Below are 25,586 nucleotides of genomic sequence, written 5' to 3' on the forward strand. Positions count from 1 at the left end.
CAGGAAAAGGTTGTGCCATGCGCGCTAGATACGTATTCCCCGCCCTCGCTGCCGTGGCGGCTCTGACGCTCACCGGATGCGTCGACAATTCGACTCCGGCGGAGTCAGGGTCGCCCGAGAGCAGTGCCGCTGCGATCACGAAAGACGACGCGGCAGCGGCACTGGTCCCGGCTGAGGTGGCTGATCGTGGCACCCTGCTCATCGGAACCGAACCGACCTACGCGCCGAATGAGTTCAAGAACGAGGCCGGCGACCCGATCGGCTGGGACATCGAGCTCGCCGCCGGCGTCGCCGCCAAGCTCGGCCTGGCGCCGACGTTCCAGGTCGCGAAGTTCGACAACATCATCCCGAGCGTGGCCGGCGGCAAGGCCGACATCGGAGCATCCTCGTTCACCTACACCCCGGAGCGCGCGGAGCAGGTCGACTTCGTCAACTACTACAACGCCGGCATCCAGTGGGCGTCGGTGACGGGCACCGACGTTGACCCTGACAACGCCTGCGGCCTGAAGGTCGCCGTGCAGACCGCCACCTTCGAGGACACCGACGAGGTGCCCGCCAAGAGCGACGCCTGCGTGGCCGCCGGCAAGCCCCCGATCGACAAGCTCAAGTTCGACACCCAGGCCGACGTCGCCAACGCTGTCGTGCTCGGCCAGGCCGACGCACTCAGCGCCGACTCCCCGGTCACCCTGTACGCGATCGCCCAGACCGGCGACAAGTTGCAGCCGGCCGGCGACACCTTCGACGAGGCCCCGTACGGCATGGTCGTCGCCAAGGGCTCCGAACTCACCGCCGCCGTGCAGGCCGCCCTGCAGTCCATGGTCGACGACGGCAGCTACACGGCCATCCTCGATGCCTGGGGTGTCACGGACGGTGGCGTGGACGAGATCACGATCAACGCAGCCGCGAACGGCTGATCCCCTAAGTTCTCGCTGACCTGGGGCATCGACGACTCCGCTGGAGTGCCACTGCGCAGGACCCACTAGCCTTGACAGGCGTCGTTTGGGCTGTTCCCGAACCGATATCGCCAGGCCGTTCCCCCAGCGCAGGGGTGTATTAGGCTCACAGCAGTCGTACCGTCCACTGCCATTCAGTCGATCCGACACCTCGACGCCCCAATGAAGAAGGTCGTGCCATGCGCGCTAGATACGTACTTCCCGCCCTCGCCGCCGCCGCCGCGCTGATGCTGACCGGCTGCGTTGACAACTCGACGCCCGCGACCAGCGGCTCCGACGCAAGCAGCGCTCCCACGCTCGAGGTCGACGACGCGGCCGCAGCCCTGGTGCCCGCCGAGGTCGCCGACACCGGCACCCTCGTCATCGGCACCGACCCGACCTACGCGCCGAACGAGTTCAAGAACGAGGCCGGCGAGCCGATCGGCTGGGGTGTGGAAATCGCCAGTGGCATCGCCGCCAAGCTCGGCCTCGAGCCGGAGTTCCAGGTCGCCAAGTTCGACAACATCATCCCGAGCGTCACCGGCGGCAAGGCCGACATCGGTTCGTCCTCGTTCACCGACACCGTCGAGCGGCAGCAGCAGGTCGACTTCGTCAACTACTACACCGCGGGCATCCAGTGGGCCTCTGCGGCGGGTACGGATGTCGACCCCAACAACGCCTGCGGCCTGAAGGTCGCCGTGCAGGCCACCACCTTCGAGGACACCGACGAGGTGCCCGCCAAGAGCGACGCCTGCGTGGCCGCCGGCAAGCCCCCGATCGACAAGCTCAAGTTCGACACCCAGGATGCCGCGACCAACGCGGTCGTGCTCGGCCAGGCCGACGCGCTCAGCGCCGACTCCCCGGTCACCCTGTACGCGATCGCCCAGACCGACGGCAAGCTGCAGCTGGCCGGCGAGACCTTCGATGTGGCCCCATACGGCATGGTCGTGGCCAAGGGCTCCGAGCTCACCGTGGCCGTGCAGGCCGCGCTGCAGTCCATGGTCGACGACGGCAGCTACCAGGCGATCCTCGACGAGTGGGGCGTTGCCGACGGCGGCATCGACGAAATCACAATCAACGCAGGCGCGAACGGATAACCCATGAGTACCACGCACCCGTCCGGCCCGGCGGCGGGCTCGACCCCGCCGCCGCGAGACGCCGTATCCACCTCGGAGCCGATCAAGGCCATCCGGCTGCGACACCCGTGGCGTGTGGTGTTCGCCGTGTTGCTTATGGCGATCTTCGCTCTGTTCGTCATCGACGCGGCCTTCCGCCCGGCGTACGACTGGCCGGCGGTGGGCAAGTACCTCTTCGACCGGCGTATCTCGATGGCCGCCCTGGTGACGATCCAGCTGACGGTGTTCTCGATGGTGATCGCGATCATCCTCGGCGTGATCCTGGCCGTGATGCGGCTCTCACCCAACCCGGTGGTCAAGAGCGTGGCCTGGTTCTACCTGTGGATCTTCCGCGGCACCCCGGTTTACGTGCAGCTGACCATCTGGGGCCTGATCTCGTTGATCTACACGAGCATCGATATCGGCATTCCCTTCATGGACCCCTGGGTCTCGTTCAGCACCAACGCAGCACTGAACACCTTCACCCTGGCCATCATCGGGCTGGCGTTGAACGAAGCCGCGTACATGGCCGAGATCGTGCGCGCCGGCCTGCTCTCGGTCGACAAGGGCCAGGAAGAGGCCTCGATCGCCCTCGGTATGAGCTGGTCGCAGACGATGACCAGGGTCATCCTGCCGCAGTCGATGCGGGTGATCATTCCGCCGACCGGCAACGAGGTGATCTCGATGCTGAAGACCACCTCCCTGGTCACCGCGGTGCCGTTCAGTCTGGAGCTGTTCACGAGGTCGCGAGACATCTCGGCGGAGACCTTCAACCCGATCCCGCTGCTGATCGTCGCATCGATCTGGTACCTGTTCTTCACCTCGATCCTCATGGTCGGCCAGTACTTCCTCGAGAAGCGCTTCTCCCGCGGCGTGGGTGACCGGCAGACCGACAAGAGCGACCCGACGCCCAGCACGGGTGCGATCACCGGTGTGGTGCCCGTGATCGGGTCGGGCCAGCCCACCGTGGTGCTGCCGCCGAAGACGGATGCGCCGGGCACGACCGGCGACGGAGGAGCACGATGAGCGCGACGACAGTGGGGCCCGCGACAACCGTTGACGTGCCGATGGTGCTGGCGGAGCAAGTCACCAAGAGCTTCGGCTCGAATGAGGTGCTCAAGGGCATCACCCTCGAGGTCAAGCGCGGCGAGGTGATGTGCCTGGTCGGGCCGAGTGGTTCGGGCAAGTCCACGTTCCTGCGCTGCATCAACCACCTCGAGGTGCTTTCGGCCGGGCGGCTGAGCGTGGACGGGGAGCTGATCGGCTACCGCGAGTCCAACGGCAAGCTTTACGAGATGGCGCCCAAGGAAGCCTCGAAGCAGCGCCGGGACATCGGCATGGTGTTCCAGCGGTTCAACCTGTTCCCGCACATGACCGCGCTGCAGAACGTGATGGAAGCGCCGCTGCGGGTAAAGGGACTGCCCAAGGCAAAGGTGGAGTCGACCGCCCGCGACCTGCTGGCCCGGGTGGGCCTGGCCGACCGCGCCGACTACTACCCCGCGCACCTCTCCGGTGGCCAGCAGCAGCGGGTGGCGATCGCCAGGGCGCTGGCGATGGAGCCCAAGCTGATGCTCTTCGACGAGCCCACCAGCGCGCTGGACCCGGAGCTCGTCGGCGAGGTGCTCGACGTGATGAAGGGCCTGGCCAAGGAGGGCATGACCATGATCGTGGTGACCCACGAGATGGGCTTTGCCCGCGAGGTCGCCGACTCCCTGGTCTTCATGGACGCCGGTGTTGTGGTCGAGTCCGGTCTCCCGTCGGAGGTCCTGGCCAACCCGCGGCACGCCCGCACCCAGGCGTTCCTCTCCAAGGTGCTCTAGCCCTCCCCGAACCGTGAGAAAGGCCCCAGAATCTCCACGATTCTGGGGCCTTTGTCACAGGTCGCGGGCTAAAAAGCGTAGGGGCCGAAGCGGGTGATGGCCACGACGAGAGCGAGGATGCCGAGGATCACGCTGGGCATGGTCTCCTTGGCGCCGTCGCCGGCACGCACATGCCAAACCACGGCACCGATCATGATCACGGTCAGGCCGGCCGCGGCGATCGGCACCAGGATCGGGGCGATGCCGGTGACCGCGGGCAGGATCAGGCCGAGGCCGCCGAGCAGCTCGGCGAGACCGACGAGCTTGACGCCGGCATCCGAGTAGTCGTTGGTCCACGCCATGCCGTTGGCGGCCAGCTTGGCACGCGGTTGTGCGACCTTCATGAGGCCGGCGCCGATGAAGGCGACGGCGATGAGGACGGTGATGATCCAGATGGCGATATTCATGGGAACTCCAGGGTTGGCGTCGGGCCGGAAGCGCCGAACGACGGTTGTTGCGGGGGAAGTAGTTGCTGTGTCAAATAAACTAGCGTGAACTACTTTCGACGTCAAGTAAATCTGGGTAGAGTGGGCGGATGGACGAACCGGAATGGTTGAACGCTGAGGAGCTGACCGCGTGGAAGGCCCTGGCAGAGGTGCTCTTCCTGCTGCCCGCGGCTTTGGAATCGCAGCTCCAGCGGGATGCTGACCTCGCGATGGCGGACTACATGGTGCTGGTGATGCTCTCGGAACGGGACGACCACTGCATGCGCATGAGCGAGCTCGCGGCATCGGCCAGCACCTCGCAATCGCGGCTGTCGCGCATCGTGGCTCGCCTGGAGGCGGCGGGGTTTGTCACCCGCGAGATGGCGCCGGATGACCGCCGCGCCGTGCTGGCCACCCTGACGGAGTCGGGTCTGGCAAAACTCGTGGCGGCCGCGCCCGGCCACGTGGCCCAGGTGCGCCGCCTGGTCTTCGACCGGCTGACGCCCGCCCAGGTGCTTTCGCTCACCGACATCGCCCGAGCCCTCGCCCACCCCGACGACCACGCGGCTTGCGACGGCCCGCCTCGCTGAATGAGCCTGTCTGTGGAACGCCCCGCCTCGCTGATCGAGCTTGTCGAGATCCCGTGAGCTGGAGTCTGAACGCAGGTATTGTCACCAGGTCTCGACAAGCTCGACCGGCGGTGGGGTGCGACTGCGAGACGGCGTTAGGAGGCGAGGACCTTCTGGATGCGCTGGAGGGAGACCGACTCTGCCGCGCGCAGCTCCTGGGCGAAGAGACTGATGCGCAACTCCTCGATCATCCATCTCGCCCGAACCAGGTTGGCCGCTGAGTCGGCGGGCAACGGGATGCGTCCGCCTGCGTCCGCGAAGCGGGCCGTGGCGGACTGCACCTCGTTCATCCAGACCCTGTCGCGGTTGGGGTTGTCCAGCAGCTTGTCGATGCGCGCGCTGATGCCGCCGAGGTAGCGCGGCAGGTGCCGCAGCTGGGCCAGGCCGGTTGCGCTGACAAAACCGGGGTAGACCAGCCCGTTCAGCTGCTCGCGGGCATCCGTGAGCGCGGCAAGCAGGGCCATGCTGGTGGAGGCCTTGAGCGCTTTGTCCGCGGCGCGGGACGCCGTGAGGATGCGGGCGACGAGCCCGACGGTCTCGAACATCGAGTCCATCACCACGCCGGAGACCCTGTCGCGGATGGTGTCGAACTCGGCCTTCATGAAGACCTGGCCGTCGGGCCGCACCCTGTAGAGCACGTCGTCGACGGCGGCCGCGAGGCAGTCGTCGAACAGGGCCTGGGTGGAGCGGTAGGGGCTGGTGGCCAGCGAGAGCTTCTCGCCGCCCTTGAGGTGCTGCTGCACGTACGCCACCGGCGACGCGGTCGCCAGCAGCAGCAGCCGGCGCACCCCGCCGGGCAGGGTGCGGGCCTGCTCCTCGGCGGTGCTCATCATGCGGATGCTCACTGACGTGCCGTCGTCGATCAGGGTGGGGTAGCCGCGGATGGTGTTGTCACCCTGCTTGGTGTCGATGAACCGGGGCAGTTCGATGAAGTCCCAGGTGGTGAGGCCGCTGCGTTCGATGGCGTTCTTGGGTGTGGCGGCCGAGGCCTTGGCCACGGACTCGCGCACCTTGTTGCCCAGGCGCCGCTGGAGCTCGGTGAGGTCCTTGCCGGAGGCGACGGAGCGGCCGCGCTCGTCGACGACCCTGAAGGTCATCCGCAGGTGCGCGGGCACCCTGGAGAGGTCGAAGTCGCGCACCGTGACGGGCACGTAGGTGAGGCGCTGGATGAGGGCGGCGAGGGTTTCGGCGAAGGAGGGGTCGGCGTCCTGGTCGCGATTCGAGGCATGTCCCGGGGTCTCGACAAGCTCGACCGACGATCGAACCACGCCGGGGGCGGGGGGCAGCTCGGCGAGGAGGCGCACGGCCCAGTCGGCGGCGGGCACCACATTGCGGCGGATGGCCTTGGGCAGCGACTTGATCAGTGAGGTGACCAGGTCGGCGCGGAGGCCCGGCACCTGCCAGTCGAAGCCGGTGGGGGAGACCCGGGCGAGGAGCGCGAGGGGTACCTGCACGGTCACGCCGTCGTCCTCCTCGCCGGGCTCGAACCGGTAACTCAATGCAAAACGCTGGTCACGCTGCTGCCAGGCCGGCGGGAAAAGCGATTCGTCGATCTCCGGCGCATCCTCGGGTACGAGCGCCTCGGCGGTCATGGTGAGCAGGTCCGGCGTCTCGGCGCGGGCGACGCGCCACCAGGTTTCGAAGGTGCGGGTGCTGTGCACGTCGGCGGGGATGCGGCGGTGGTAGAACTCGAAGACGGCCTCGTCGTCGAAGAGGATGTCGCGGCGCCGGGTGCGCTCCTCGAGCTCGGCGAGCTCCTTGCGGAGCGCGGTGTTGGCGCGGTCGAACGCGGTGACCCGCTGGTCGACCCGGTCCAGGTCCCACTCGCCGTCGACGAGGGCGTGCCGGATGAACAGCTCGCGGGCGTAGGCCGGATCCACGCGGGAGAACTGCACGCGGCGGCGCGGCACAATCGGCACCCCGTACAGGGTGACCCGCTCGTAGGCGACCACGGCGCCCTGCTTCTTCTCCCAGTGCGGCTCGGAGTAGCTGCGCTTGCAGAGGTCGCCGGCGAGCTGTTCCGCCCAGGCCGGGTCGACGACGGCGTTCATCCGGGCGAACAGGCGGCTGGTCTCCACCAGCTCGGCGCTCATTACGGCGTTGGGCTGCTTCTTGGCCAGCGCAGAGCCGGGGAACAGCACGAAGCGCTGCTGCCGGGCGCCGATGTAATCCTTTTTCGCCACATCCTTGAGGCCGATGTGCGAGAGCAGGCCGGAGAGCATCGACCGGTGGATACCGTCCGGGTTCACACTGGGGTCGCCGATGTGCAGGCCGAGCGGCTTGGCCAGCTGGCGGAGCTGCTTGTAGACGTCCTGCCACTCGCGCACCCGCAGGTAGTTGAGGTACTCGTTCTTGCACAAACGCCGAAAAGCGCTCGAGCCGAGCTCCTTCTGCTGGTTCTCCAGGTAGTTCCAGAGGTTCAGCAGCGACAGGAAATCGCTGGTGGGGTCCGCGAACCGTGCGTGCTTCTCGTCGGCGGACCCGCGGCGCTCCAGCGGTCGCTCGCGCACGTCCTGGATGGTGAGGCCGGCGACGATGGCCATCACCTCGCGGCTGGTGCCCTGCACCTTGGACTCGATCACCATGCGGCCGAACCGCGGGTCGATGGGAAGCTGGGCGAGCTGCTGGCCCACCCGGGTGAGGGTGTGCGTTCCGGCCGTGACGGCCATCCGCCCGCCCTGCGGCCCACGACCGCCGCGCCCGCGGCCACCATCGCGGCCACTGGAGCGGCCGCCGGCCTGGCTCGGGTCTTCGGTGGGGGTGCCCGTGGGCGCTACGGTGGCCTTGACGGCGCCGAGCTCGGTGAGCAGGTCGAGGCCGTCCTTGATGTTTCGGGAGTCCGGCGGGGTGAGGAACGGGAACTGCGCGATGTCGCCCAGGCCCAGCGAGATCATCTGCAGGATCACCGCGGCGAGGTTGGTGCGCAGGATCTCCGGCTCGGTGTACTCCGGGCGCCGGGTGAAGTCCTCTTCGCTGTACAGCCGGATGGCGATGCCGTCGCTGGTGCGGCCGCTGCGGCCCGACCGCTGATTGGCGGAGGCCTGCGCGATGGCCTCGATCGGCAGCCGCTGCACCTTGGAGCGCACGCTGTACCGGCTGATCCGGGCGGTGCCGGCGTCGATGACGTAGCGGATGCCCGGCACGGTGAGGCTGGTCTCGGCCACGTTGGTGGCCAGCACGATGCGGCGCCGCACGCCGGCCACTGTGGAGGGCTGGAACACCCTGTGCTGGTCGGCGGAGGAGAGCCGGCCGTACAGCGGCAGCACCTCGGTGGGGCTGGTGCGGTCGCGGGAAGCGAACTTGCCCTGCAGGGCATCGGCCGCGTCGCGGATCTCGGTCTCGCCGGAGAGGAACACCAGCACGTCGCCGTTGGACTCCTGCTCGAGCTCGTCGAGCGCGGCGGAGATGCCCTCGATGTAGTCGCGGTCCACGCTGGGCGCGGCATCCGTGATCTCGTCGTCGTCGTCGATCGCGGCCTCGGCCACCAGCGGGCGATAGCGGATCTCGACAGGGTAGGTGCGGCCGGATACCTCGATGATGGGCGCCGGGGTACCGTCGGCGGCCGCGAAATGCTTGGCGAAGCTGGCCGGGTCGATGGTGGCGCTGGTGATGATCAGCTTGAGCTCGGGGCGCTGGGGGAGCAGCTGCTGCAGATAGCCGAGCAGGAAGTCGATGTTGAGGCTGCGCTCGTGCGCCTCGTCGATGATGATGGTGTCGTACTTGCGCAGCATCCGGTCGCGGTGAATCTCGTTGAGCAGGATGCCGTCGGTCATCAGCTTGATGCGGGTGTCCGCGCCGACCCGGTCGGTGAACCGCACCTGGTAGCCGACGAGTTCGCCGACCTCCTGGCCGAGCTCCTCGGCGATGCGCTCGGCGATGGTGCGCGCGGCGAGCCGGCGCGGCTGGGTGTGGCCGATCGACTCCCGGCCCAGCTCCAGGCAGATCTTGGGCAGCTGGGTGGTCTTGCCCGATCCGGTCGACCCCGCCACGATCACGACCTGGTTGTCGCGGATGGCGCGCGCGATGTCGTCGCGGCGCTGGCTGATCGGCAACTCGGGCGGGAAGGTGATTTTCACGGGAATCATTAGCCCTCCATAGTATTGCGTCGCGGAGGTACCCCACTTCGGGTCGAACCGTTGTGGAGCAAACTGCTTTGTGTTACAAAGTAGTCATGGATGACAACAGGACGCCCGCCACCGCCCTCGATGAGCCCCTGGGGGACCCGCGCGAGATGCTCGCGATGCTCGAAGAACAACAGCGGCGGGTGGCGGATTCACAGATTGCGCCCGTCGTCTGGCTGTACTTCATCTGGGGGGTCGCCTGGTTCGTTGGCTTCCTTGCCCTCTGGTCGGGCGATGTGGATGGCAACCCGTGGTTCACGATTCCCGCGGGCGTGGCCACGCCGCTGTTCATCGTGCTGCTGGTGATCTCGATCGTGTCCTCCGCCGTGATCGGCCTGCGCATCAACCGCGGCGTTCGCGGCATGTCCAGCTTCTCCGGCGCCGTCTACGGGCTGTCCTGGTCGGTCTGCGGCACCGCCTTCGGGCTGCTCGGCACCGCCCTGATCAGCCACGGCATGTCCACCGACCTCGCCAACCTGTTCTTCCCGTCAGGCTTCGCGCTGATGTGCGGCACCATTTATCTCGGTGGCGCCGCGCTCTGGCGGGACAAATCGCAGCTGGTCCTCGGTCTGGTCATGCTGGTCGTCGGTGCGGCGGCCCCCTTCGCCGGGTCGCCCGGCAACGACCTGGTCTTCGCGCTCGTCGGTGGTGGCGCCTTCCTCGTCACGGCCGCCGTCATGGCCGCGCGCCTGCGCCGGAACAGCTGATGGACGAACTCGACCCGGTGATCCACGCATCCGCCCGGCTGAAGATCACCGCCACCCTGGCTACCCTCGAGGTGGGCGACCAGATCGCCTTTCCCCGGCTGCAGGAGCTGCTCGGTATGACCGCCGGCAACCTGTCCACCCACCTGCGGAAGCTCGAGGACGCGGGCTATGTTGACGTCGTCAAGTCTCACCAGGGCCGCAGCCCGGTCACCTACCTGGCCCTGTCGCGCACCGGCCGGCGCGCGTTCGAAGACTACCGAGAAGCCCTGCGCGGGCTGTTAGGGGAATCCTCATGAGCGTTCTCGCCCGGCTCGATCACGTGACGCGGCGTTTCGGCGACGTGCTCGCCGTCGACGACGTGAGCCTGGACATCCACTCGGGCAGCATCCTGGGCCTGCTCGGGCCCAATGGCGCCGGCAAATCCACCGTGCTCACCATGCTGCAGGGGCTGCGAAGGCCCAGCAGCGGCACGGTGTCGCTGTTCGGTGGGTCACCGGGCGACTACCGGATGCGCCAGAAGCTCGGTGGCACCCCGCAGGAGACCGCGCTGCCGCCCACGCTGCGGGTGGGTGAGGTGATCGACTTCGTGGGCCGGCACTTCGAGACCCCGCTGTCCACCGCGGCCGTGGCCGAGGAGTTCGGGTTGGCGGAGCTGCTGAAACGGCAGACCGGCGCCCTGTCCGGCGGCCAGAAGCGCCGGCTCAGTGTGGCCCTCGCGTTTGTGGGGCAGCCGCGCCTGGTGCTGCTGGACGAACCGACCACGGGCCTGGACGTGGATGCCCGCCGCACCCTGTGGGACGCCGTGCGACGTCAGCACGAGCGCGGCGCCACCGTGGTGGTGACCAGCCACTACCTCGAGGAGATCGAGGCGCTCGCCGAACGGGTGGTGGTGATGGGGCACGGCCGGGTGATCGCCGACGACACCGTGACCGCCGTGATCGACCAGGTCTCGCTGCGTCAGGTGCGCCTGGTCACCGACCAGCCAGACCTTGTCAACGGGCTGCCCGGAGTGGTGGGCCACGAGCAGGCCGACGACGGCGCGACCACCTTCTACGCCAGCGACAGCGACCGGCTGATCGTGGAACTCGTGCGCTCCGGCATTCCGTTCTCCGGCCTCACCGTTCGTGGCGCCACCCTCGAAGAGGCGTTCCTCACCCTCACCGGGGCGACGGATGCCCCCACCGCCCAGAAGGAGATGAACCGATGAGCACCCACATCCCCGCTCCGGTCGGCGCCGCTCCCGGCACGCCCGGCCGCACTCCGGTTCTGGGCGGCCGTACGGGCATCCTTGCCCTCACGCTGCTGCACGCCCGGATCATCCTCGTCGAGACGTTCCGCATCCCGGCCGCCCTGATCGGGTCACTCGTGTTTCCCGGGCTGTCGCTGCTGTTCTTCGTGGTGCCGCAACGCGCCATCGCCGACAACCCGGAGTTCGCCACCCAGGCGGTGATCGCGCTGAGCGTGTTCGCCTTGATGTCGAACTCGCTCTTCAGCTTCGGCCTGAACATCTCGGCCAACCGGGAGCAGCCGTGGGACCCGTACCTGCGCACCTTGCCGGTACCGGGCGTCTCCCGCGTGCTCGGGCAGATCTGCTCGACCGGGCTGATGGGCCTTGCGTCGATCCTGCCGGTGATCGCGATCGGCGCTCTGTTCACCGCGGCGGAGGCATCCGTACTGGGCGTTCTCGCGGGGATCGTGGCGCTGGGCATCTCGGCGCTGCCGTTCATGTTCATCGGCATCTCGATCGGCTACTCGATGTCGTCCAAGGCCGCAATCGCCGTGGTGCAGATCGTGATGTTCGGCCTGGCGTTCGCGGGTGGGTTGTTCCTGCCGCCGGACCTCTTCGCGGACTGGCTCGACACCCTGTCGATGTTCCTGCCGTCGCGGCAGGCCCGGGAGTTCGTGATCTGGGCCGTGCAGGGCGGCGAGCTGGAGCCGTGGGTGTGGATCGGCATCCTGGTCTGGACCGCGGGCACCTTCGCCCTGGCCCTGCTGCTCTTCCGCCGCGACGAAGGCCGCCGCTACCACTGAGTCAGTCAGCCCCGGAGAGCGCGCTGATTACGCTCTCGGCGTGCGTGACGTGCGCGGGCAGTGGCGGTTCCCTAGGCTCAGTGGATGACGAATTCCGTACCCACCATCACCCTGAACGACGGCCACACCATCCCGCAGCTCGGCTTCGGGGTCTTCAAGGTCGATCCGACCGAGACCACCCGCATCGTCACCGACGCCCTCGAGGTGGGCTACCGGCACATCGACACCGCCGCCGTCTACGGCAACGAGGAAGGTGTCGGGCAGGCGCTGGCGTCGTCTGGCATCGACCGCTCGGAACTGTTCGTGACCACGAAGCTGTGGAACGACAAGCAGGGCACCCAGTCGGCGCTGGATGCGTTCGATGAGAGCCTGGAGAAGCTCGGCCTGGACTACGTCGACCTGTACCTCATCCACTGGCCGGCACCGGCGAACGACAAGTTCGTGGAGAGCTGGAAGACGCTCGCGAAGATCCGCGAGTCCGGCCGGGCCCGCTCCATCGGCGTCTCGAACTTCCTCGTGCCGCACCTGGAGCGACTGCTCACCGAGACCGACGTCGTGCCGGCGGTCAACCAGATCGAGCTGCACCCCGCCTACCAGCAGACCGAGATCACGGCGTTCGCCCGCGAGCACGGCATCCACATCGAGGCCTGGGGCCCGCTCGGCCAGGGCAAGTACCCGTTGCTCGATGAGGGCGTGGTCACTACCGCGGCCGAGGCGCACGGCAAGACTCCCGCCCAGGTGATCATCCGCTGGCACCTGCAGACCGGCAACATCGTCTTCCCCAAGTCCAACCGCCGCGAGCGGATGGCGGAGAACTTCGACGTCTTCGACTTCGAACTCAGCCACACCGAGCTCGCCACCATCTCGGCGCTCGAGCGCGGCGGCCGCGTCAGCGCGCACCCCAACGAGGTCAACTAGCCTCACCGGGCTCCGCTGACGTGCCGCAAACGGCCCCTTCCGCTCGTCGGAGGGGGCCGTTTGCGGCCTCTCAGCGGATGACCCTGCGCCCACTTGCGAGAAAGTGCCCCTGTGCGGCGTCCGAAGGGGCACTTTGCGGCAACTCGGCACGCACGCGTTGCTTCGCGGGCGGCGGATGCGCACCGGCTCGCGTCTTACGCCGTGTGTCGGCGCGGCTGGCGGCAGCCGGCGTCGGCATTTAGCGTCGGAACATGTCGTACACCCTGAACGTCGTCGCCGTTTCCGGCAGCCTGCACGCTCCCTCGAAGACCACCGCCCTGGTGCGGGCGATCCTCGACGCCCTCGAACGCGAGCTCTCGATCCACGTGCACCTGATCGAGCTGAGCCGGGTCGGCCGCGAGTTCAGCGGGGCGCTTCGCCGGGATGAGCTCTCCGCCGCGGCCGAGGACGACCTGCGACGCATCGAGGGCGCCGACCTGCTCATCGTGGCGTCGCCGGTGTACCGGGCCTCCTTCACCGGACTCTTCAAGCACGTCTTCGACTTCGTCGAGCAGTACTCGCTCGTGGACAAGCCGGTGCTGCTGGCCGCGACCGGTGGCAGCGACCGGCACGCGCTGATCCTCGAGCACCAGTTCCGACCGTTGTTCAGCTTCTTCCAGGCGCTCACCCTGCCGTTGGGGGTGTACGCCAAGGACTCCGACTTCACCGACTACCGGGTGACCAACGCCGAGCTCAACGAGCGCATCGATCAGGCGATCCGCCGCGGGCTACCGCTGGTGCGGGCCAGCCTGCCGGCCAACCTCTCGGCCGATTCGGCCGCCATCGTCTGGTGACGCTCCGGGCGGCCGCGGAATAGACCCGCGCGCAAACGCCTTACATTGGGACGTGCACGGATGCGACCCATCCGGGAGAGAAGTGTCCTGTGTCCCTGATCGATTGGCTCTTTGACGCCCAGCTGCAGATCGGCAGCCAGACCATTCTCTGGCGCGAGATCATCGGCAACGTCTTCGGCATCGCCAGTGCCGTCGGCGGGATGCGCCGCAAGATCTGGGCCTGGCCGGTGGGCATCGTCGGCAACGCCCTGCTGTTCACGGTGTTCCTCGGCGCCGTCTTCGGCACACCCAACCCGGTGAACTTGCTCGGTCAAGCCGGTCGGCAGGTGATGTTCATCATCGTCTCGATCTACGGCTGGGTGCAGTGGTCGCGCAGCCGCTCGGTCGGCACCGTCGCCGTCGCCCCGCACTGGGCCGGCACCCGGGCGCGGGTGGGCCTGGGCATCGGCCTCGTCGCCGGCACGCTGGTGCTCACCCCGATCTTCCGGGCGCTGGGCTCGTTCGAACCGGTCTGGGCCGACGCCTGGATCTTCACCGGCTCGCTGCTGGCCACCTACGGCATGGCCCGCGGTTGGACGGAATTCTGGCTGATCTGGGTGGCCGTGGACATCGTCGGCGTGCCCCTGCTGATCAGCGCCGGCTACTACGCCTCCGCGATCCTGTACCTCTTTTATGGCGCATTCACCATCACCGGCTTCGTGATCTGGACCCGGGTGCAACGCCGCCGCGCGCTCGTGGAGCGGGCCCTGGCCTGATCCCACCCTGCAGCGCCCGCGAGAGCGGCCCTGTGGTTGCCTGGATCGGCTGAGGTAGCCAGAACGCCGCTTTCGCGAGGTCGACCTTCCGCGAAAGCGGCCGTGTGGTTGCCTCGGCCGGGGCGAAGTGACCACGTGGCCGCTTTCGCGAGGTCGTCCTTCGAGCGCACGCGGGTGCTTGGGGGCCGTGGGGACGGTCAGCCGGCGGGGCGGGGCGGGGCGGACGACCGGCGCCGGAGCTGCTTGGGCCGGCCGAGGGCCACCAGGCCCAGCACCGGCGCGATGAGCAGCTGCAGCGCCACGAGGGGACCGAACGAGGCGAACACCACGGTGAGCACCGCCGTCGCGGTGCCCAGGATCAACACGATCACCAAAAAGACGGTGCGTCCGGTGCGGGCGAAGGCGACGGATGCCAGCCCCAGCGGCACCAACCGCAGCCACAGGTCCGCCTGGGATTGGGGCAGCGGCCCGCCGATGACCGAGATCGTGGCAGCCAGCGCGTACAGTGCCGTCCACACCCAGAACAGCCATGGACCGGCGGGCTGCACCGGCTGGTACGGCTCGTCGGCCGCCCAGCCCGGCGGCGTACCCGTGGCAGGTTCCCGGCCGGTCCCGGCCCACGGCCCGCCCGAGCCGAAACTCGAGCCGGAGCCCGCCCCTTCGCCGGTCGGCCGGGGTCCGGCGGATCCGGGGGAGCGGCGCATCCGCTCGGCCTCGACCTCACGCAGCACGGCCCGGGCCTGAGTGAACCTGTCGAACCGGGCGGCCGCGGCGGCCAACTCGGCGGGGGTTGCGGCGGTCAACCGGTCGGGATGCGAGCGCTGGGCCTGGTACCGGAACGCCCGCTCCACCTGCTCCAGCTCGGCATCGACCGCAACCTCGAGGAGTGCCGCCGCCTCGACGGGGGTCATCGTGCGTTCGGTCATGCGCACAGTCCGCTCACGCGGTCGAGTTTATCCCGACCGATCTGCATGCTGTCGAGACGTCGCAACAGCGGTTGCCGAGGGAAGGTCGGTTGCCACATCCGCGAAGCCGGTCTGGTCGCGGTCCAGCACGACAGCGGGAGGCAGGCCGTCGGCGGTGGCGTGCATGCTCTCGGCGCCGCGCACCCGACCGAGGGTCAGGGTCACGGCGGGCTGGACCGGGTGGACCGAGGAGGCGGCCAGAAGGGCCATGAACTGCGGCCCGGGGATGGGACGGCTGAACAGGTAGCCCTGCGCCCCGTCGCACAGGTGTTCCTTGAGGAAGGCAAGCTCATCCACATTTTCGACGCCCTCGGCGATCACGCGCAGTTTGAGGCTGCGGGCCATGTGGATAACGGCGGTCACCAGGGTGGTGTCCCGGCCCTCCGTGGTGATCTGTCGAATGAAGGACTGGTCGATCTTCAGCGCGTCAACCGGGAACTTGCGCAGATAGCTCAGGCTGGAATAGCCGGTCCCGAAATCGTCGACCGCCACACGCACGCCACGCTCACGCAACGATTGGAGTACTTCGGCAGTGGCCTCGACGCGCCTCATGAGGACGCTCTCCGTCAGCTCGATCACGAGCCGACGGGGATCAAGCCCGGTGTCGGCCAGGATCCCCAGAACGCCCGTCAGGAAGCCGTGATCCTGGAACTCCATGGCCGAAACGTTCACGGCTATCGTGATCGGTCCGAGACCGGCATCGGTCCACCGCTGGGCCTCGCTGCACGCCTCTCGCATGACCCATCGTCCAATCGGGATGATGAGACCGCTGTCCTCGGCGATCGGGATGAAGTCGTCCGGGGCGATCGGGCCTCGCGCGGGATGCGTCCAGCGGGTGAGCGCCTCAGCGCCGGTGATTTCTCCCGTACGCACGTCGATCACCGGCTGGTAGTGCAACGACAGCTCATCCTTTGCGATGGCTCTGCGCAGGCCCTCCGCGATGAACTGTCGCTCGACGGCCCGGACGTTCATGGTCGGAGTGAAGAACTGGTAGCCCTGGCGTCCGTTCTCCTTGGCCTGATACATAGCGGTGTCGGCGTTTTTGATCAACGTCTCTGCATCCTGGCCGTCCTCGGGGTAGACGCTGATCCCGATGCTCGTCGTGATGTGGAGGTCCGTCCCGTCGATCGAGTGGGCGGCGGCGATCACGCGCAGCATGCGAGTGGCGCTGATCGCGGCCGCTTCCGCGCTGGAGATGTCGGAGAGCAGAACGACGAACTCATCGCCACCCTGCCGGCTGACCGTGTCGGTGTCGCGGACGCATCCGTCGAGCCGGATCGCGACGGACTGGAGTACCCGGTCACCCGTCGAATGACCGAGCGAGTCGTTGATGTGTTTGAAACCATCGAGGTCGAGAAACAGCACCGCGACGCGACTCTCGTGGCGGGCAGCGATGGCCAGGGCCTGGGTGATCCGTTCGGTGAGCAGGCCCCGGTTCGGGAGTTGGGTCAGGAAGTCATGCTGGGCGGCGCGGGCCATTTCCTGGCTCATGGCGCGGGCAGTCGTGACATCGCGGAACACCACGACGGCGCCGGCCGGGTGGCCCATCCGATCATGAATGACTGCGGCGGATCCCTCGATGGGCATCTCCAGCCCGTCGCGGCGGACGAGGATGCCCAGGCGGGGCAAGACCGAGGGATCCGTCGGCAGCTGGAAGTGGGTGAGCAGCGGTTGGCGGGTGGACGCATCGAGAATCGGGAGAACCTCGTGAAGGGGTCGCCCGGCAGCCTGCGGGAGCGGCCATCCGGTCATCGTCTCGGCGACGAGGTTGAGGAACGTGATGTTCCCCTGCGTGTCCGTGCACACCACGCCCTCACCGATCGATTTGAGCGACACCAGCGCCCGCTCCTTCTCGGTGAAGAGCGCCTCCTCCATCGCGTTGCGCTCGATGGCATAACGCAGGGCACGGAGCAGGCTCTTCGCGTCGATCTCGCCCTTGATCAGATAGTCCTGGGCGCCCTCCTTGAGTGCCAGCGCCGCCAGCGCTTCGTCGTCGAAGCCCGTGAGCACCACGAGCGGCACGCGCGGCGCGGCGGAGCGGACACGTCGGAGGGCGTCCAGGCCCTGGGCGTCGGGGAGCCCGAGGTCGAGGAGGATGACATCGACCCCGTGCGCGGCCAGGTGGGCCTCTGCCTCCCGCGCGGTGCCAACCTGGCTGAGTGAGCGGTCCGAGGGCTTCTCGTTGAACATCTCCCGCAGGAGCCGGGCATCACCGGGATTGTCCTCGATCACGAGGATCCGGGTGAGGTCCGCACCGCTCATTCGGTGTCCCGCTGATTCGGGAGCTTGGCCTTCGTCAGCCAGAAGTCATTGATGCTCTTCACGAGGGTCTCGAAGCGATCCAGCTGCACGGGCTTGCTCAGGTAGCTGTTGGCCTGCAGCTGGTAGCTCGTCACGATGTCGTCCTCCGCCTCTGAGGTGGTGAGGATGATCGTGGGGATCGTTTTCAGATCCGGGTCCGCTTTGATCCAGGCGAGCACTTCCCGTCCGTCCATGCGCGGGAGGTTGAGGTCGAGGAGGATCAAGTCCGGGCGCGGGGCGCCGGCGTAGGCATCCTCGCGCCGGAGAAACGCGAGCGCCTCGACGCCGTCGGCGGCGACGTGGAGCTGGATGGCGACGTTCGCGTCGTGGAGAGCCTCGCGGGTGAGCCGGACGTCGCCAGGGCTGTCCTCCACGAGTAGTACCTGGATATTCATGTGCGGCCTTCTTGTAACAGGGCGGGGGGCCCAGTGGCGCCCCCCGCTGGGAGGTCAAAGCGGAAAGTGGAGCCCTGTCCGGGCTCCGACTCAACTGAAATCGTGCCGCCGTGACGTTCGACGATCTTTTTGCAGATGGCCAGGCCGATGCCGGTGCCGGCGTATTCGTCACGTCCGTGCAGTCGCTGGAACATGCCGAAGATGCGGTCAAAGTACTGGGACTCGATCCCGATCCCGTTGTCGCGCACCGAGAATTCCCACCGGTCCTGGTGGGTTCGCGTGCAACCCAGGTGAATCCGAGCCACGGTGTCGCCCTGCTGGTAGCGGATGCTGTTGCCGATGAGGTTCTGGAAGAGCTGGACGAGTTGGACCTCGTCGGCGACGACCACGGGAAGCGGGTCGGAGGTCACCGTCGCGCCGGATTCCTCGATGGCAGCCTGCAAGTTCACCAGGGCCCGGTCCAGCGCGCGCCCGCTCGGGGTCTCGGTGACGTTGTTGGCCTTGGTGCCCACCCGCGAGTACGCGAGGAGGTCCTGGATGAGTTGCTGCATTCGTGTGGCGCCGTCCACCGCGAACCGGATGAAATCATCCGCGTCGGAATCGAGCTTGCCCACGTACCGGCGCGCCAGGAGCTGGGTGTAGCTGGAGACCATCCGCAGCGGTTCCTGTAGATCGTGGGAGGCCACGTACGCGAAATGCTCCAACTCCTGGTTGGAGCGGCGGAGTTCATCCAGGGTGGTGGCGAGCTGCAGCGCCGCGGCGTTGCGCACGCTGATGTCACGGATGGCGGCGGTGATCAGGATTCCCTCGCTGCTCTCCAACGGGCTGAGCATGATCTCGATCGCGAAGTCGGTGCCGTCCTTGCGGCGTGCGACGAGTTCGATGCCGGTGCCGATCTGCTGTGCCAACGCGTCGGCGGCCGAGCGGGCGCCGTCGGCGATCAGGCGTTCGGCGAAGCCTTCCGGGATGATGTTGGTGACCGGTTGGCCGATCAGCTCGTCCCGCCGGTAGCCCAGCTGCTTTTCCGCCCGAACGTTGAGCAGCACGATGTCGCCGGCCTCGTTGACGACGACCATCGCATCCGGCGCCGCCTCCAGCAGGCCCCGGTAGCGCGCCTCCAGCTGGACCAGCTGCAGCGCCGCGGCGTTGCGCACGCTGATGTCACGGATGGCGGCGGTGATGAGGGTGCCCTCGCTGCTCTCCAAGGGGCTGAGCATGATCTCGATCGCGAAGTCGGTGCCGTCCTTGCGGCGTGCGACGAGTTCGATGCCGGTGCCGATCTGCTGCGCCAGCGCGTCGGCGGCCGAGCGGGTGCCGTCGGCGATCAGGCGTTCGGCGAAGCCTTCCGGGATGATGTTGGTGACCGGTTGGCCGATCAGCTCGTCTCGCCGGTAGCCCAGCTGTTTTTCCGCTTGCACGTTGAGCAGCACGATGTCGCCGGCCTCGTTGACGACGACCATCGCGTCCGGCGCCGCTTCCAGCAGGCCCCGGTAGCGGACCTCCGACGCGCGGCTCTCGGTCAGGTCGTGGCTGAACTCCGCGAACCCTCGCAGTGTGCCGTCGGTGTTCCGCAGGGCAGTGAAGGTGAGGTCGGCGAGGAACTGCGAACCCCCCTGGCGAACGCGCATGCTCTGTTCCCGATGGAGGCCCGTCTGAGCCGCCAGCCGGAGGATCTCCGCGGGCCGGCCGGCCGCGATCGCCGCCTCCGGAAAAAAGCAAGAGAAGTTGCGACCGATGATCTCGTCGGCGGCGTAGCCCGTGTGCCGCTGGGCCCCGGCATTCCAGGTGGCGACTTTGCCCTGCGGGTCGATCAGGTAGATCGCATAGTTGTCGACAGCGTCGACCAACGACCGGTAGTCTGCCTCGCTGTCGGCCAGGGCTCGCTCGGCGAGGCCGGGAGTGGAGACATCGCTGGTGGCTGCCGTTGTCACGCGGACTGAACGGTGCACACAGAGTGCGTGGCCGCGGCCGGAGTCGCCAGGGACTGAAGCGGAACGGTCAGTGCGGTCATGATCGAAGATTACCGCACGCTCCCCAGCCGTCCAACGAAACCGCCCACGCACTTCTGCGTCAACCGAGGCTGCGGCCGGTTGCCGGGTCACAATGGAGCCATGCCGAATCGCCTCGCCGACGCCATCAGCCCGTATCTGCGCTCGCACGCCGAGAACCCGGTCGACTGGCACCCGTGGGGTGCGGCCGCCTTCGCCGAGGCCCGCCGGCGCGACGTGCCGGTCCTGGTGTCGATCGGCTACGCCACTTGCCACTGGTGCCATGTGATGGCCCGCGAGAGCTTCAGCGATCCGGCGCTGGCCGCCTATCTCAACGAGCATTTCGTGAGCGTCAAGGTCGACCGGGAGGAGCATCCGGATGTCGATGCCAGCTACCTCGCCGCGGCCGGCGCGTTCACCCAGAACCTCGGCTGGCCGCTGAATGTGTTCGTCACCCCGGCCGGCCGGCCCTTCTTCGCCGGCACCTATTCGCCGCCCACGCCGATGCCGGGGCATCCGGCGTTCCGTGAGGTGCTCAACGCCGTCACGGATGCCTGGACCAACCGCCGGGACGCCGTCGAAGACAGTGCCGCGGGCCTGGCCGAGGCGCTCGCCCAGGCGGCGCCCGCGGCGGTGGGGGAGATGCCGGACCAGGCCAGAGTCGCCGACACCGTCGCCCGGCTGGCCACGGCGGAGGATCCCGTCTACGGCGGTTTCGGCGGTGCCCCCAAGTTTCCCGCCGCGCCGACCCTGGGCCTGCTGCTCGACCGGGCCGACGGCCGGGAGCTGGCGCTGCGCACCCTCAAGCGGATGGGTGCGTCGCCGCTCCGGGACCCCGTCGAGGGCGGTTTCTTCCGCTACGCCGTCAACCGCGATTGGAGCGACCCGCACTACGAACGGATGCTTTACGACAACGCGCAACTTCTCGAGCTGTACACCCGGGCGTGGATGCTCACCGGTGAACGCTGGGCCCGCATCGTGGCCGAGGGGCTCGTCGGGTTTCTCGGCGCGGTGCTTCAGCTTCCCGACGGCGGTTTCGCCAGCGCCCAGGACTCGGAGAGCACCGTCGACGGGGTGCGGGTGGAGGGCGGCTACTACGCCCTCGACGAAGACGCCCGCCGCGGTCAGGCCCCGCCGGCCCTGGACGCCAAGGTGCTCACCGGCTGGAACGGCCTGGCGATCGGGGCCCTCGCACTGGCCGGGCACGCGTTCGCCGACGCTGCCGCGCTGCACCTGGCCCGACGTGCCGCCGACAGGCTGCTCCAGGCGCACCGCCGCGCCGACGGCGCCCTGGTGCGGGCCTCCATCGACGGTCGCCTCTCGGCCGCGGTCGCGACACTGGAGGACTACGGCATGTTCGCCGGCGGCCTCCTCGAGCTCGCCACCGCCACCGGAGAGGTACGGTACGCGGTCGTGGCCCGGGAACTCATCGACCGGACCATGCCCGGCGACGGTTCGACGGCCGGCCGTGAACCCGGAATGACCTTCGCCGCCCCGGAGGGCGCCGATCCGGTGCTCACGGCGCAGGGACTCGACCTCGCCACCGACCCCTCCGAGGGCGCCTACCCGTCCGGACTCTCGGCCATCGCCAGCGCGGCCTGGCGGCTGCACCTGCTCACCGGCGCCGGCCGCTATCGCGACGCGGCCACGGCCGGGATGGTGCGGCTGGTCGGATCCGGCGACATCAACCCGCTCGCGTTCGGCGCCGCCCTCCGGCTGGTCAACGGGCTCACCACGCCGGTGGAGCAACTCGTCGTCGTCACCCCTGACGGAGCCTCGGAACGGCCCGTCACCGCCACGGCCGGTTCGGCTCTGCTGGACGCGGCCCGGCGTCGCACCGGGGTCGTCGCCGTGGTCACCGAACGGCAGGGCGCCGCCTTCGCCGCCGCCGGTTTCGAGCTGTTCGCCGACCGCACCACCCGCGACGGCCTGCCCACCGCATACCTCTGCCACGACTTCGTCTGCCGCCTGCCCAGCACGGATGCCGCCGCGCTCGGCTGAATCGCCCCATCCGCCGCCCCCGCCCCATGCAACTGGTGCCCGTGCGGACAACTGCGCACGGGGCACAGTTGTCCGGAACGGGAACAGTTGCCGGCCGGGCGAGCACACCGACGAGACCAGGCAGGCCGGTGCCACCCTGGCCACCGCTTCCCGGATGATCACCCACGACGCGTTCGATCGCCGGCACCACGGCCTGACCAAGCCGCCGCCGTCCGCGCCGGTCACGCCCCGGCCGCCCCGGCAACGTACACTAGAGCAACGTCACTATTCCCAGCGGGCCCCTTGCCCGGCCTGGACCGGTGCGTGGATGCCCGGGAGACCCGGGCGCATACTCCGGGGCCTGGCGCATCGATGCCCGCCCTGAGCAGATCGCCCGTCGCTTTTCCCGCACAACCGCTTGGCACCCCGCAGTCAGCCCTGCATCCGTTACCGCTCCACGTATTTTTCTCCAAGGAGGACCATGGCACGCTTTGACCGCACCGATTCCACCCGACACTCTCACATCGCTGCCGGAACTGGCTTCTCTGAGGCCCCGGCGAACCCGGTCGATGAACCGGCTCCGGACACCGCGTCCATTCCCCTCCTCTCGCTGAGCAGCGAACCCGAGCTGGTGCTGCGCACCCTCGACGACCGCACCCGCCGTTTCGACCGCGAAGACGTTGTCGTGCGGAAGGGCGAGATCGCCCTGATCAACGGGCACTTCACTCCGCACGAGTCCAGGGTCAGCGACCTGCTCGCCCTGGCCGACGCCCTTGACACCGCCGGCATCGACTACCTGCTGGTGCGCGGCGACCACGACCGTCCGGTCATCGCCGTGAACCGCAAGCGTCGCAAGAAGATCAGCCGCGTCCTGGCCGAGGCCTTCGCGAACACGCCCTTCTACCTCAAGCCCCTCGACGGCGACCTCGCCCGCCCGGCTCTCGCCGCCGACGGCGCCCTCGCCGCTCTGGGCACCTCCGACGTCTTCAGGGTCTACCAGCCGCGCATCGAACCCATCGGCCGGCTCCGCTACGGTGCCGAGACCGCGTTCCAGCTCGAGCTGTGGCGGTTCGGCGAAGACGAGATCGTCGCTCCCGTCGAGAATGCCCTCATGCGCCGCCGGCTGCCCCGGTCCGAGGCCCGAGAGACCACCGTCGAGCTCTTCGGCCGCACCTGGCGCACCCTGCAGAACATGTTCGACGACCTCGTCAGCGACATCAGCTTCGACATCGACCTGGTCTTCTCCTGGGTTGACGGGTCCTCCAGCGACTTCCAGAAGGCCCGCGCCCTGCGCATGAACGGTTACGTCGCCGGCGCCGGCGACGATTCGGATGCCCGTTTCCGGCAGATCGATGAACTCAAGTACGCATTGCGGAGTGTCTACATGTTCGCGCCGTGGGTGCGCCGCATCTTCATCGCCACCGACTCGCCCGCTCCCGAATGGCTGGTGGACCACCCGCGGGTGACCATCATGAACAGCGAGGACTTCTTCCCCGACGTCTCCGTTCTGCCCACCCACAACTCGCACGCCGTGGAGAGCCAGCTGCACCACATCCCGGGTATCGCCGAGCACTTCATCTACTCGAACGACGACATGTTCTTCGGCCGTCCGGTGGGACCTGAGCTGTTCTACTCACCCGGCGGAATCACCAAGTTCGTCGAGGCGGCGACCCGGATCGGCCTGGGCGACAACGACCCCAGCCGCAGCGGGTTCGAAAACGCCGCGCGGGTGAACCGGGCGCTGCTGCGCGAACGGTTCGGCAAGGTCACCACCCGGCACCTCGAGCACACCCCGGCACCGCTGCGCAAGAGCGTCATGGCCGAGCTCGAGGCCGAGTTCCCCGAGGACTTCCGACGCACCATGGCCAGCCGGTTCCGCTCGGCCACCGACATCTCGGTCACCAACTCGCTGTACCACTACTACGCGCTGGCCACCGGCCGGGCCGTGGAGCAGACCCAGGTTCGGTCGCTGTACGTCGAAACGACGCTCAAGCTGGCGCTGCGCCAGATGAACAAGCTGCTCAAGCGCCGCGACCAGGACATGTTCTGCCTCAACGACGGCAGCTTTCCCGAGATCAGCGACGAGGTGCGCACCGAGGCCGTCACCGACTTCCTCGAGCGCTACTTCCCGATCGTGGCCCCGTGGGAACGCGAAAGCGTCATCGCGGCCAGCCAGCACGGCGAGGACACCCTCATCGAGAGTGCCTTGGGCCTGGGAAACGGCGACGTCAGCGCAGAACCTGGATCGGCCTGGTCATTGGCGGCTCCCGGTATGCGGGCAGACTCCCCGCAGGCATGATCTCGATGCCGGAGGCGGCCAGGCGGCGGGCGCTTTCGGCGGCGTCGATGTAGTCCAGCGGCTCGAAGTCGCCCAGCGGCACCACCGAGTGCAGCACGGTGTCGGCGTAGACGTGCACGAGGTTGAACGCTCGCGCGCCGTCGCGGCCACGGGTGCCGCCGACGGGAACGTTGAGGTCCTGGGTGTAGCAGGTGGCCGACGCCACCGACACCGGGATGCCGGCGAACGTGGCGGTGGACGAGTAGTGCAGGTGCCCGGCCAGGATGCTGCGCACATCCGTGCCGCGCAGCACGTGAGCGAGGCTGGCCTGATCGCGCAGCTCCACCGCCACCGACAGGTCGAGCATGCTCGGCACCGGCGGGTGGTGCATGGCCAGGATGGTGCCGTCCGGCGCGGGGACGCTCAACTGCAGGCTGAGCCACTCGAGCTGATTCTCGGTGATCTCGCCGTAGTGGCTGCCGGGCACCGAGGTGTCCAGGGTGATGATGCGCAGCCCGCCGATGAAGTCGACGTGGTCGATCGGCGCCTGACTGGGTTCCTCACCGAGGAGCTCGGTACGGAAGTTCGCCCGATTGTCGTGGTTCCCCATCACCCAGATGACCCTGGCGCCGAGGCGCTCCGCGGCGGGTTCGACGATGCCGCGCAGCTGCGCGTAGGCGTGCGGCTCACCCTTGTCGGCGAGGTCACCGGTGATGATGATCGCATCGGGTCTGCCGCCGGATGCCTCGACATCCGCGACCAACCGCTGCACGTGTGCGGCACTGTCCACGCTGCCGTAGAGACGATTGCCGTCTGCGAGCAGGTGCGTGTCGCTGAGGTGGAGAAGGAAATAATCCGGCCTGGGGTATTCGGCCGTTCGAACGCTCACGGAGCTTCCATTCGTTTGGTACTTAGGCACTTTACGGGGATTACGCTGCGGATGCTACAAGACCAGTCGATCAGAGAATCATGAACATAGCGTGTCCAACACGCGAAAAGACGGGACCCTGAGGATAAATCCTCAGGGTCCCGTCTCGTGACCTGTCTCAGGGATGCGTGAGCCCGGGCTCCGTGACCGGCAGCACCGCTACGGCGCCCTCGTCGTGCTCATACGGTTCGATGGTGTCGTGGTCCGCGGCCGCCGCCCGGCGCCGCTCCGACTCGAAGTCGCCCTCCAGGCCCGGGTATCCACCGCGGTCGAGTGAGCGATCCGCGCCGCGCGTGGACCGTTCCCGCCTTATCTGCCTACCGAACATATTTCGACGATACGCCGCAGAATCACCATGTCAAGAGGCAACCTGAGCGTGGCTCAGCACCTGACGCACATGTGTTGTGCACCAGGCTTTCACGGTTC

The 25,586-nt window shown here is 68.1% G+C and carries 22 protein-coding genes; 15 read left to right on the top strand and 7 right to left on the bottom strand.

Annotated elements, in window-relative coordinates:
• Positions 1-17: 17 nt before the first annotated feature.
• The 4 genes from E3O57_RS14055 (at position 18) to E3O57_RS14070 (ending at position 3,867) form a co-directional block, all read left to right on the top strand.
• The gene (locus E3O57_RS14055) at positions 18-914 is read left to right on the top strand and encodes an ABC transporter substrate-binding protein (protein ID WP_103478589.1); all 897 of its coding nucleotides are present in this window, start codon (positions 18-20) and stop codon (positions 912-914) included.
• Positions 915-1,132: 218 nt separating this feature from the next.
• The gene (locus E3O57_RS14060; RefSeq protein ID WP_103461819.1) at positions 1,133-2,029 is read left to right on the top strand and encodes an ABC transporter substrate-binding protein; all 897 of its coding nucleotides are present in this window, start codon (positions 1,133-1,135) and stop codon (positions 2,027-2,029) included.
• A 3-nt stretch (positions 2,030-2,032) separates the two neighbouring features.
• Positions 2,033-3,073 (top strand): amino acid ABC transporter permease, encoded by a 1,041-nt coding sequence (locus E3O57_RS14065; protein WP_103478590.1) that lies wholly within the window; start codon positions 2,033-2,035, stop codon positions 3,071-3,073.
• A 41-nt stretch (positions 3,074-3,114) separates the two neighbouring features.
• Positions 3,115-3,867 (top strand): amino acid ABC transporter ATP-binding protein, encoded by a 753-nt coding sequence (locus tag E3O57_RS14070; protein ID WP_133159708.1) that lies wholly within the window; start codon positions 3,115-3,117, stop codon positions 3,865-3,867.
• Between the two features lie 68 nt (positions 3,868-3,935).
• Here the strand turns inward: E3O57_RS14070 and E3O57_RS14075 are convergent, their stop codons facing one another.
• Positions 3,936-4,313, bottom strand: coding sequence for a DoxX family protein (locus E3O57_RS14075; RefSeq protein ID WP_103461817.1), 378 nt, complete (start codon positions 4,311-4,313; stop codon positions 3,936-3,938).
• Between the two features lie 128 nt (positions 4,314-4,441).
• Between E3O57_RS14075 and E3O57_RS14080 the strand changes: the two genes are divergently transcribed.
• The gene (locus tag E3O57_RS14080; RefSeq protein WP_103478591.1) at positions 4,442-4,921 is read left to right on the top strand and encodes a MarR family winged helix-turn-helix transcriptional regulator; all 480 of its coding nucleotides are present in this window, start codon (positions 4,442-4,444) and stop codon (positions 4,919-4,921) included.
• 134 nt (positions 4,922-5,055) lie between these two features.
• On the opposite strand, the gene hrpA is transcribed toward E3O57_RS14080, so the two are convergent.
• Positions 5,056-9,045, bottom strand: a complete 3,990-nt coding sequence (hrpA, locus tag E3O57_RS14085; RefSeq protein ID WP_103478592.1) for an ATP-dependent RNA helicase HrpA — start codon at positions 9,043-9,045, stop codon at positions 5,056-5,058.
• Positions 9,046-9,131: 86 nt separating this feature from the next.
• Here hrpA and E3O57_RS14090 point away from each other — a divergent pair, with 86 nt between their 5' ends.
• The 7 genes from E3O57_RS14090 to pnuC all read left to right on the top strand — a co-directional run bounded on the left by E3O57_RS14090 (position 9,132) and on the right by pnuC (position 14,325).
• On the top strand, positions 9,132-9,788 hold the full coding sequence (locus tag E3O57_RS14090) for a hypothetical protein (protein ID WP_103478593.1): 657 nt from the start codon (positions 9,132-9,134) through the stop codon (positions 9,786-9,788).
• Entirely contained in the window at positions 9,788-10,084 is a 297-nt protein-coding gene (locus E3O57_RS14095; RefSeq protein ID WP_088456968.1) for a transcriptional regulator, read from the top strand. Before E3O57_RS14090 ends, E3O57_RS14095 begins: the two co-directional genes overlap by 1 nt.
• Complete coding sequence (locus E3O57_RS14100) at positions 10,081-10,995, top strand: ABC transporter ATP-binding protein (protein ID WP_103478594.1); 915 nt, start codon at positions 10,081-10,083, stop codon at positions 10,993-10,995. The genes E3O57_RS14095 and E3O57_RS14100 overlap by 4 nt, the downstream gene beginning before the upstream one ends.
• Positions 10,992-11,819: an ABC transporter permease gene (locus E3O57_RS14105; protein ID WP_241990426.1), complete on the top strand. Its 828-nt coding sequence runs from the start codon at positions 10,992-10,994 to the stop codon at positions 11,817-11,819. The genes E3O57_RS14100 and E3O57_RS14105 overlap by 4 nt, the downstream gene beginning before the upstream one ends.
• An 84-nt stretch (positions 11,820-11,903) precedes the next feature.
• Entirely contained in the window at positions 11,904-12,737 is an 834-nt protein-coding gene (locus E3O57_RS14110) for an aldo/keto reductase (RefSeq protein ID WP_103461812.1), read from the top strand.
• A 251-nt stretch (positions 12,738-12,988) separates the two neighbouring features.
• Complete coding sequence (gene msuE, locus E3O57_RS14115) at positions 12,989-13,570, top strand: FMN reductase (RefSeq protein WP_103461811.1); 582 nt, start codon at positions 12,989-12,991, stop codon at positions 13,568-13,570.
• An 89-nt stretch (positions 13,571-13,659) separates the two neighbouring features.
• Positions 13,660-14,325: a nicotinamide riboside transporter PnuC gene (gene pnuC, locus E3O57_RS14120; protein WP_088456964.1), complete on the top strand. Its 666-nt coding sequence runs from the start codon at positions 13,660-13,662 to the stop codon at positions 14,323-14,325.
• A 197-nt stretch (positions 14,326-14,522) separates the two neighbouring features.
• Here the strand turns inward: pnuC and E3O57_RS14125 are convergent, their stop codons facing one another.
• Genes E3O57_RS14125 through E3O57_RS14140 form a run of 4 tightly spaced genes read right to left on the bottom strand, consistent with a single transcriptional unit; the run spans position 14,523 to position 19,917 of the window.
• The gene (locus E3O57_RS14125) at positions 14,523-15,251 is read right to left on the bottom strand and encodes a hypothetical protein (RefSeq protein ID WP_103461810.1); all 729 of its coding nucleotides are present in this window, start codon (positions 15,249-15,251) and stop codon (positions 14,523-14,525) included.
• Between the two features lie 27 nt (positions 15,252-15,278).
• Positions 15,279-17,552: an EAL domain-containing protein gene (locus tag E3O57_RS14130; protein ID WP_103461809.1), complete on the bottom strand. Its 2,274-nt coding sequence runs from the start codon at positions 17,550-17,552 to the stop codon at positions 15,279-15,281.
• Entirely contained in the window at positions 17,549-17,986 is a 438-nt protein-coding gene (locus E3O57_RS14135) for a response regulator (RefSeq protein ID WP_103478595.1), read from the bottom strand. Before E3O57_RS14135 ends, E3O57_RS14130 begins: the two co-directional genes overlap by 4 nt.
• Positions 17,983-19,917, bottom strand: coding sequence for a PAS domain S-box protein (locus tag E3O57_RS14140; protein ID WP_165787858.1), 1,935 nt, complete (start codon positions 19,915-19,917; stop codon positions 17,983-17,985). The genes E3O57_RS14135 and E3O57_RS14140 overlap by 4 nt, the downstream gene beginning before the upstream one ends.
• A 180-nt stretch (positions 19,918-20,097) precedes the next feature.
• Here E3O57_RS14140 and E3O57_RS14145 point away from each other — a divergent pair, with 180 nt between their 5' ends.
• Positions 20,098-21,975 (top strand): thioredoxin domain-containing protein, encoded by a 1,878-nt coding sequence (locus E3O57_RS14145; protein ID WP_103478596.1) that lies wholly within the window; start codon positions 20,098-20,100, stop codon positions 21,973-21,975.
• A gap of 460 nt (positions 21,976-22,435) precedes the next feature.
• On the top strand, positions 22,436-24,253 hold the full coding sequence (locus E3O57_RS14150; RefSeq protein WP_088456960.1) for a stealth family protein: 1,818 nt from the start codon (positions 22,436-22,438) through the stop codon (positions 24,251-24,253).
• Here the strand turns inward: E3O57_RS14150 and E3O57_RS14155 are convergent.
• Positions 24,183-25,121, bottom strand: a complete 939-nt coding sequence (locus tag E3O57_RS14155; protein ID WP_103478597.1) for a phosphodiesterase — start codon at positions 25,119-25,121, stop codon at positions 24,183-24,185. The genes E3O57_RS14150 and E3O57_RS14155 overlap by 71 nt on opposite strands.
• A 163-nt stretch (positions 25,122-25,284) precedes the next feature.
• Between E3O57_RS14155 and E3O57_RS18750 the strand changes: the two genes are divergently transcribed.
• The gene (locus tag E3O57_RS18750) at positions 25,285-25,437 is read left to right on the top strand and encodes a hypothetical protein (protein WP_165787859.1); all 153 of its coding nucleotides are present in this window, start codon (positions 25,285-25,287) and stop codon (positions 25,435-25,437) included.
• The last annotated feature ends 149 nt before the right edge of the window (positions 25,438-25,586 follow it).

Source organism: Cryobacterium sp. TMN-39-2, from assembly GCF_004402745.1.
Classification (GTDB): domain Bacteria; phylum Actinomycetota; class Actinomycetes; order Actinomycetales; family Microbacteriaceae; genus Cryobacterium; species Cryobacterium zongtaii.

Bases quoted from the DNA above. Each gene is read 5' to 3' on its own strand.
- hrpA (WP_103478592.1), bottom strand. From the start codon at position 9,045: ATGATTCCCGTGAAAATCACCTTCCCGCCCGAGTTGCCGATCAGCCAG.
- E3O57_RS14125 (WP_103461810.1), bottom strand. From the start codon at position 15,251: ATGACCGAACGCACGATGACCCCCGTCGAGGCGGCGGCACTCCTCGAG.
- E3O57_RS14060 (WP_103461819.1), top strand. From the start codon at position 1,133: ATGCGCGCTAGATACGTACTTCCCGCCCTCGCCGCCGCCGCCGCGCTG.
- E3O57_RS14130 (WP_103461809.1), bottom strand. From the start codon at position 17,552: ATGAGCGGTGCGGACCTCACCCGGATCCTCGTGATCGAGGACAATCCC.
- msuE (WP_103461811.1), top strand. From the start codon at position 12,989: ATGTCGTACACCCTGAACGTCGTCGCCGTTTCCGGCAGCCTGCACGCT.
- E3O57_RS14095 (WP_088456968.1), top strand. From the start codon at position 9,788: ATGGACGAACTCGACCCGGTGATCCACGCATCCGCCCGGCTGAAGATC.
- E3O57_RS14135 (WP_103478595.1), bottom strand. From the start codon at position 17,986: ATGAATATCCAGGTACTACTCGTGGAGGACAGCCCTGGCGACGTCCGG.
- E3O57_RS14090 (WP_103478593.1), top strand. From the start codon at position 9,132: ATGGATGACAACAGGACGCCCGCCACCGCCCTCGATGAGCCCCTGGGG.
- E3O57_RS14105 (WP_241990426.1), top strand. From the start codon at position 10,992: ATGAGCACCCACATCCCCGCTCCGGTCGGCGCCGCTCCCGGCACGCCC.
- E3O57_RS18750 (WP_165787859.1), top strand. From the start codon at position 25,285: ATGCGTGAGCCCGGGCTCCGTGACCGGCAGCACCGCTACGGCGCCCTC.
- E3O57_RS14070 (WP_133159708.1), top strand. From the start codon at position 3,115: ATGGTGCTGGCGGAGCAAGTCACCAAGAGCTTCGGCTCGAATGAGGTG.
- E3O57_RS14110 (WP_103461812.1), top strand. From the start codon at position 11,904: ATGACGAATTCCGTACCCACCATCACCCTGAACGACGGCCACACCATC.
- E3O57_RS14065 (WP_103478590.1), top strand. From the start codon at position 2,033: ATGAGTACCACGCACCCGTCCGGCCCGGCGGCGGGCTCGACCCCGCCG.
- E3O57_RS14075 (WP_103461817.1), bottom strand. From the start codon at position 4,313: ATGAATATCGCCATCTGGATCATCACCGTCCTCATCGCCGTCGCCTTC.
- E3O57_RS14100 (WP_103478594.1), top strand. From the start codon at position 10,081: ATGAGCGTTCTCGCCCGGCTCGATCACGTGACGCGGCGTTTCGGCGAC.
- E3O57_RS14145 (WP_103478596.1), top strand. From the start codon at position 20,098: ATGCCGAATCGCCTCGCCGACGCCATCAGCCCGTATCTGCGCTCGCAC.
- E3O57_RS14150 (WP_088456960.1), top strand. From the start codon at position 22,436: ATGGCACGCTTTGACCGCACCGATTCCACCCGACACTCTCACATCGCT.
- E3O57_RS14055 (WP_103478589.1), top strand. From the start codon at position 18: ATGCGCGCTAGATACGTATTCCCCGCCCTCGCTGCCGTGGCGGCTCTG.
- E3O57_RS14080 (WP_103478591.1), top strand. From the start codon at position 4,442: ATGGACGAACCGGAATGGTTGAACGCTGAGGAGCTGACCGCGTGGAAG.